A 7,505-nucleotide genomic window follows, 5' to 3' on the forward strand; every position below is an offset into this window, starting at 1 on the left:
CTGCTGCTCGCCGCCGCTCAGGGTGCCCCAGCTTCGGTCGGCGAGGTCGGTGCCGCCGACCTGGGCGAGCGATTCGGCGACAATGCGCAGGTCCTCGGCGCCGTCGAAGCCGCCGAAGATTCCGGAGCGGTACGGAATACGACCGAGGAGGACGACCTCGCGCACGAGCAGGTCGATCGTGGGGCTCGCGTTCTGCTCGAGGAGGGCGATCCGGCGGGCGGTTTCGCGTCGGCCGAGGGTCGCCAGGGGTGCGTCGTCGAGGGTGATCCGCCCGCTCGTCGGGGTGTGCAGGCCCGCGATGAGGCGCAGCAGTGTGGACTTTCCCGCGCCGTTCGGGCCGAGCAGGCCCGTCACCGAGCCGGTCGGAATGATCGCGGAGACGTCGTCCAGGATCGCGCGCCCGCCGACGCGGAACGACACCCGCTCGATGACTACACCCATGAAACGGACTTCCGGCTCTTGATCAGCGCGATGAACACCGGAACCCCGATCAGGGCGGTGATGATGCCCACCGGCAGCTCGCGCGGGTCGAAGACCGTTCGGGCGAGGGTGTCCGCGATCACGAGGAACACCGCGCCATATACCGCGACGAGCGGCAGCAGCCTGCGGTGCCCCGGCCCGCTGAGCCCGCGCACGAGGTGCGGGAGGATCAGCCCGACGAACCCGATCGCACCGCTCACGGCGACCATCGCCCCGGTCAGCAGTGCCACCGTGCCGAGGAGCGCCCACCGGGTGCGGTTGACGTCGACTCCGAGCGAGGCCGCGGCGGTGTCGCCGAAGGCGAAGGCGTCCAGCCGGCTCGCGGCGAGCACGAGCCCGGTGCCGGCGAGGAGGAGCGCGCTCCCGGCGATGAGGACCGTGGCCCAGGAACTGCCGGCGAGGGAGCCGAGCAGCCAGTTCAGGATCTCCCGGTAGGAGTCGCCCTTGGCCGACCAGAAGATCACGAAGGAGGTGCCCGCCGCGCCGAGCTGGGCGATCGCGAGGCCGGCGAGCACGGCCCGGCCGGGCGTGATCGTTCCGCCGACCCTGGCAATGGAGAGCGTCGCGATGAGCGCGGCGAGTGCGCCGGCGAAGGCGGCGAGCGGGAGTGCGACCCCGACGCCGAGAATCACGACGCAGACCGCGCCGAGCGACGCCCCTGAGGACAGCCCGAGAAGGTACGGGTCGGCGAGCGGGTTGCGGGTCACGCTCTGCATGACCGCGCCGCTCAGGGCGAGGCCCGCACCGACGAACGCCGCGGTCAGCACCCGGGGGAGCCGCAGCTGCCAGACGATCGCGTCAGTGAGGACGGGCACCGTGCCGGAGTGCGGGAAGCCGAGGTGCGCCGCGAGGCTGCCTGCGACATCCGCCAGGTTCACCGGAGCGGGCCCGATCGTCACGGCCAGCGCGGAGACGAGCACAAGCGCGGCCAGGGCGAGCGCGAGCCACAGCCCGAAGCGGCCGTTCCGGCGAGCGGATGCGGCCGGCCGGGTCCGTCCCGCCACGGAGTCCGTGCCCGCAGTCACCGACTACTTGCTCAGCGAGTTGAGGTCGGCCAGCTGGTCGATCGTCGTTGCCGCGGCCTCGACGTTGCGGATGCCGGCCTCCGTCGAAGCGAACGGGAGGGTGATGTACCGCTTGTTCTTCACCGCGGTGAGGTTCTTCGTCGCGGGGTTGGTCTCGAGGGTCTTGATCTTCGACTCTGCCGTGTTCCAGGTCGCGTCGACGAGCACGATCACGCTCGGATCGGCAGCGACGACGGATTCCCAGCCGACGGAGGTCCGGGTGTCCTTCACGCTCGCGAAGACGTTCGTGAGTCCGGCGGCATCCATGATCATCTGCGGCGCACCGATCCCGGCACCGACGTACGGGCTGTCGACGCCGCTCGAATACCAGAGCGCAGAGGTCTTCGTCGTCGCGGGGGAGAGCGTCGTGAGCTCCTTGCGCTGGGTGGCGACGAGCCGTGCGGCTGCCTCGGGGGCCCCGAAAACGGCGCCGGCCTGGGTGATCTCCCCGAAGACGGTGTCGAAGGTGAGCGGATTGGGCTGGTCGGCGCCCTTGCAGGCCGACGGCGCGACATAGCTGCCGATGCCGACCGCGGCGAGGGTGTCGCGGGTGCCGACGCCGTCAGCGGCGAAGTTGGACTCCCACCCGCCGAAGACGAAATCAGGGTTCAGGGCGAGCACGGCCTCCTGGCTGGGCAGGAAGTCGCTGACGACCTTGAGGTTGGTGCCGATCGAGCTGAGCGCCTGCGGGAGCGGACCGTCGAGGAACGCGGTGCCGACGATCTTGTCGCCGAGGCCGAGCGCGAGGAGAAGTTCCGTGGCCGAGGACTTGATCGACACGATCCGGCTCGGGGCCTTCGTGACCGTGACCGTCGTGCCGCAGTTCTCGATCGTGAGCGGGTAGGCCGGCTTCGACGTCGGGGTGGGGCTGGCCGTGACCGCATCCGGGGCGGGGCCTGCGGGAATCGGGCTCGTGGTCGCGCAGCCTCCGAGGAGGGCGGTGAGCGCCGTGGCAGCAATGAGCGCCGGCCAGGCGCGAGAAGCGCGGGGCCCGCGGAAGAACGGGAGACGTGTCATGAGACCTTCGGTGGCCGGGCGGGACTTTCTGAATGGTACCAGCGCCGGATAACGGTTTCGCTGAGTGCTTGCCTCCCGGCCCGTTGGGCGACAGGATGATCCACACGCACTCAGCACGCCGGACGTTTCGGCGGACGTTTCAGTTATCTCGCAGTAGTGACTTGGTGGAGGCAGACATGTCCGACGGATCCAATACCCCGGCCAGCGCGAAGATCCGCGCGGATGCGGCCGGCAAGGGCGGGAACATCGTGAGAGCCGCGATCACCCAGGCCACCTGGACCGGCGACGAAGCGTCGATGATCGCCAAGCACGAGGGATTCGTGCGCTCTGCGGCCGCGCAGGGAGCGCAGGTGATCTGCTTCCAGGAGCTCTTCCACGGCCCCTACTTCGGCATCATCCAGGACCCCCAGTACTACGGCTACGCGACGAGCGTTCCGGGCCCCCTCGTCGAACGGTTCCAGGCGCTCGCCGCAGAGCACCACATCGTGATCGTGCTTCCGGTCTACGAGGAGGAGCAGGCAGGCGTGCTCTACAACACCGCCGCCGTGATCGACGCCGACGGGAGCTACCTCGGCAAGTACCGCAAGCACCACATCCCGCACCTCCCGCAGTTCTGGGAGAAGTTCTACTTCCGTCCCGGCAACCTCGACTACCCGGTCTTCGACACCGCGGTCGGCAAGATCGGCGTCTACATCTGCTACGACCGGCACTTCCCGGAGGGCTGGCGCATCCTCGGCCTGAACGGCGCCGAGATCGTCTTCAACCCCTCGGCCACCAAGCCCGGCCTGTCCAACCGGCTCTGGGAACTCGAACAGCCGGCCGCGGCGGTCGCCAACCAGTACTTCATCGGCGCCAACAACCGGATCGGCACCGAAACCGAGGAATTCGGCGACGAGGCCGTCACCTTCTACGGCAGCTCCTACTTCGTCGACCCGCGCGGCAACTACGTCGGCGCCATCGCCTCGACCGACACCGACGAGATCGTGATCCGCGACCTCGACCTGGGCCTCATCCGCGAGACGCGCAACTCCTGGCAGTTCTACCGCGACCGCAGGCCGGACTCCTACGACCCGATCGCCCGCGCATGAGCGCCCGGGTGGGGCGCACCCTGATCCGGGGCGGCACTGTGGTCAGCTCGACCGGCCGCTCAGAAGCGGATGTCCTCATCGACGGCGAGAAGATCGTCGCGGTGCTCGCCCCCGGCTCCGCCATTTTCGGGTTCGACGTCGCGGCATCCGCCGACACGGTGATCGACGCGACCGGGAAGTACGTGATCCCCGGCGGCATCGACGCGCACACCCACATGGAGCTGCCGTTCGGCGGCACCGCGGCCTCAGACACCTTCGAGACCGGCACCCGCGCGGCCGCGTGGGGCGGCACGACGACGATCATCGACTTCGCCGTGCAGAGCTACGGGCAGCGTGTCTTCGACGGCCTCGCGACCTGGCACGACAAGGCGGCGGGGAACTGCGCCATCGACTACGGCTTCCACCAGATCATCGGCGACCTCAACACGGACTCGCTGCAGGCCATGGACGGGCTGCTCGCCGAGGGCGTGTCGAGCTTCAAGCTCTTCATGGCCTACCCGGGCGTCTTCTACTCCGACGACGCGCAGATCCTCCGGGCGATGCAGAAGTCGGCGGAGACCGGGCTCATGACGATGATGCACGCCGAGAACGGGCCGGCGATCGACGTGCTCGTCGGTCAACTCCTCGCAGAGGGCAAGACCGACCCGTACTATCACGGCATCGCGCGGGCCTGGCAGCTCGAGGAGGAGGCCACCCACCGGGCGATCATGCTCGCCGACCTGACCGGGGCGCCACTGTACGTCGTGCACGTCAGCGCGAAGCAGGCCGTCGCGCAGCTCGCGGCGGCCCGCTCCCGCGGCAAGAACGTTTTCGGGGAGACCTGCCCGCAGTACCTCTACCTCTCCCTCGAGGAGAACCTCGGCGCCCCGGGCTTCGAGGGCGCGAAGTGGGTGTGCTCCACGCCGCTGCGCAGCCGCGCGGAGGGGCACCAGGAGGAGCTCTGGCAGAGCCTCCGAACCAACGAACTGCAGCTCGTCTCGACCGACCACTGCCCGTTCTGCATGAAGGGCCAGAAAGACCTCGGCCTCGGCGACTTCTCGAAGATCCCGAACGGGATCGGCTCGGTCGAGCACCGCCTCGACCTGCTCTACCAGGGCGTCGTCGAGGGGCGGATCACCCTCGAACGCTGGGTCGAGCTGACCTCGACGACCCCGGCGCGGATGTTCGGCCTCTACGGCACCAAGGGCGTGATCCAGCCGGGGGCGGATGCCGACGTGGTCCTCTACGACCCGGCCGGGCACACCTCGATCGGGCTGGGCAAGACCCACCACATGAACATGGACCACTCCGCCTGGGAAGGGTACGAGATCGACGGGCACGTCGACACGGTGCTCAGCCGGGGCAAGGTCATCGTCGACGGCAACAGCTACCTCGGGGCGAAGGGCGACGGGCGGTACCTGCCGCGCGGCCTGAGCCAGTACCTGATCTAGGCGCGCCGGCCAGGCATCCGCCACCCACCGCCCACCACCGACAGAGCGCAGGGAACCCCATGGACTTCGGAGCAGTGCTGCAGACCAACCCGCCATCGGCCAGGGTCGTGCAGCTCGCGCAGCTCGCAGAGGCCTACGGCTTCAGCCACGTCTGGACCTTCGACTCGCACCTGCTCTGGCAGGAACCGTACGTGATCCACAGCCGCATCCTCGCCGAGACCCGCAAGATCATGGTCGGGCCGATGGTCACGAACCCGTCCACCCGCGACTGGACCGTCACCGCATCGACCTTCGCGACCCTCAACGAGATGTACGGCAACCGCACGATCTGCGGCATCGGGCGTGGCGACTCCGCCGTGCGCGTCACGAACGGCGCCCCCGCGACGCTCAAGACCCTGCGGGAGGCGATCCACGTCATCCGCGAGCTCGGCAACTCCCGCGCCGTCGAGTACAACGGCGCCACCCTCCGCTTTCCGTGGAGCTTCGGCAGCTCCCTCGAGGTGTGGGTCGCCGCGTACGGGCCGCTCGCGCTCAAGCTCACGGGAGAGGTCGGGGACGGATTCATCCTGCAGATGGCCGACCTCGACGTTGCCGAGTGGATGATCAGCACGGTGCGGAAGGCGGCGGCAGCGGCAGGCCGGGACCCGGCATCCGTGAAATTCTGCGTCGCCGCCCCGATGTACATCGGAGAGGACTGGGAGCACATGCGCAACCAGTGCCGCTGGTTCGGCGGCATGGTCGGCAACCACGTCGCCGACATCGTCGCCAAGTACGGCGCCGACTCCGCGGTCCCGCGCGCCCTCACCGACTACATCGCCGGGCGCGAAGGCTACGACTACAACCAGCACGGCCGCGCGGGCAACACCCACGCCGACTTCGTGCCCGACGAGATCGTCGACCGGTTCTGCGTGCTCGGCACCAAAGCGGATCACATCAGGAAGCTCGAGGCACTCCGCGAGCTGGGTGTCGACCAGTTCGCCGGGTACCTGCAGCACGACAACAAGGAAGAGACCCTGCGTGTGTACGGTGAGAGCATCATCCCGGCGCTCAACACAGCGCCCGCCGCGAAGATCTGAGAATGGCAGCCCGGGTGCGAGAACAAGGAGAACCGCTGTGACTGATACCGATCGGCTCGACGAACTCACCGTCGACCTCGACCTCGCCCACGTGTTCCATTCCTGGTCGGCCCAGGGCGGCGGACGCACCCCGTTCGTCCTCGCCGGCGGGCTCGGAACCCGGGTCTGGGACCACTCCGGCACCACGTTTCTCGACTTCTCCAGCCAGCTGGTCAACCTCAACATCGGCCACCAGCATCCGGCCGTCGTGCGCGCGATCGTCGAACAGGCCGGCCTGCTCGCCACGGTCGCGCCCGCGACGGCCAACCTCACCCGCGGCCAGGCCGCGAGCCGCATCGTCGCCCGCGCGCCCGACGGCTTCCACAAGGTGTTCTTCACCAACGGCGGGGCGGATGCGAATGAGAACGCGATCCGGCTGGCCCGGTTGCACACCGGTCGCGACAAGATCCTCTCGACCTATCGCTCGTACCACGGCAACACCGGGGCCGCGATCGTCGCGACGGGGGACTGGCGCCGGGTACCGAACGAGTTCGCGCGCGGGCACGCGCATTTCTTCGGCCCGTACCTCTACCGCAGCGACTTCTGGGCCACGACCCCGGAGCAGGAGTGCGAGCGCGCCCTGCGGCACCTCGAGCGCGTGATCCAGAGCGAGGGGCCGAGCGGGATCGCCGCCGTGCTGCTCGAGACGATCCCGGGCACCGCGGGCGTGCTGCTCCCGCCGCCCGGATACCTGCCGGGGGTGCGCGCCCTGTGCGACCGCTACGGCATCCTGCTGATCCTCGACGAGGTGATGGCGGGCTTCGGCCGCACCGGCAGCTGGCTCGCCCTCGATCTCTACGACGTGGTGCCCGACCTGATCACCTTCGCGAAGGGCGTCAACTCGGGGTACGTGCCCGCGGGCGGGGTGATCATCCCGGATTCGATCGCGAACGACTTCGACACGACCGTGTTCCCCGGCGGACTCACCTACAGCGGGCATCCGCTCGCCATGGCCGCGATCGTGGCGACGCTCGACGCGATGGAGGCGGAGGGGATCGTCGACAACGCGGCCAGGATCGGGAGGGACGTGCTCGCGCCGGGGCTCGCGGAGCTTGCGGAGCGGCACCCCATCATCGGTGAGGTGCGCGGCGTCGGCGTGTTCTGGGCGCTCGAACTGGTCGCGGACCGCGCGACCAGGGAACCGGTGGGAGCCGGGGTGATGGCGAAGATCAAGGCCGGGCTGCTCGCCCGCGGACTGCTGCCCTTCATCGCCGAGAACCGCATCCACGTGGTACCCCCGTGCGTCGTGACCGACGCCGAGGCAGCCGAAGCTTTGGCGATCTACGACGAGGTCCTCTCCCTCCCCTAGCC

7 protein-coding genes are annotated in these 7,505 nt (G+C 69.2%); 4 read left to right on the forward strand and 3 right to left on the reverse strand.

Annotated elements, in window-relative coordinates:
- The 3 genes from QN357_RS16490 to QN357_RS16500 form a co-directional block, all read right to left on the reverse strand.
- A partial coding sequence (locus tag QN357_RS16490) for an ABC transporter ATP-binding protein (protein ID WP_323505222.1) occupies positions 1–441 on the reverse strand: 441 nt, incomplete at its 3' end.
- Positions 432–1,505 carry a putative F420-0 ABC transporter permease subunit gene (locus QN357_RS16495; RefSeq protein ID WP_198413455.1) on the reverse strand — a complete coding sequence of 358 codons (1,074 nt, stop codon included), beginning with the start codon at positions 1,503–1,505 and terminating at the stop codon, positions 432–434. The genes QN357_RS16490 and QN357_RS16495, both read right to left, overlap by 10 nt.
- Positions 1,506–1,508: 3 nt before the next feature.
- Positions 1,509–2,561: a putative F420-0 ABC transporter substrate-binding protein gene (locus tag QN357_RS16500; protein WP_322189124.1), complete on the reverse strand. Its 1,053-nt coding sequence runs from the start codon at positions 2,559–2,561 to the stop codon at positions 1,509–1,511.
- A 176-nt stretch (positions 2,562–2,737) separates the two neighbouring features.
- On the opposite strand from QN357_RS16500, the gene QN357_RS16505 reads away from it, so the two are divergent.
- From QN357_RS16505 to QN357_RS16520, 4 genes are read left to right on the forward strand one after another with little or no spacing between them, the layout of a single operon-like run.
- Positions 2,738–3,649, forward strand: a complete 912-nt coding sequence (locus QN357_RS16505; protein ID WP_134446198.1) for a nitrilase-related carbon-nitrogen hydrolase — start codon at positions 2,738–2,740, stop codon at positions 3,647–3,649.
- 8 nt (positions 3,650–3,657) lie between these two features.
- On the forward strand, positions 3,658–5,079 hold the full coding sequence (hydA, locus tag QN357_RS16510) for a dihydropyrimidinase (RefSeq protein WP_322189896.1): 1,422 nt from the start codon (positions 3,658–3,660) through the stop codon (positions 5,077–5,079).
- 59 nt (positions 5,080–5,138) lie between these two features.
- On the forward strand, positions 5,139–6,155 hold the full coding sequence (locus QN357_RS16515; protein WP_134446199.1) for a TIGR03842 family LLM class F420-dependent oxidoreductase: 1,017 nt from the start codon (positions 5,139–5,141) through the stop codon (positions 6,153–6,155).
- 37 nt (positions 6,156–6,192) lie between these two features.
- Positions 6,193–7,503: an aspartate aminotransferase family protein gene (locus tag QN357_RS16520; protein WP_134446200.1), complete on the forward strand. Its 1,311-nt coding sequence runs from the start codon at positions 6,193–6,195 to the stop codon at positions 7,501–7,503.
- Positions 7,504–7,505 lie beyond the last annotated feature (2 nt).

The organism is Cryobacterium sp. RTC2.1 (assembly GCF_035018685.1).
GTDB classification, from domain to species: Bacteria; Actinomycetota; Actinomycetes; order Actinomycetales; family Microbacteriaceae; genus Cryobacterium; species Cryobacterium glucosi.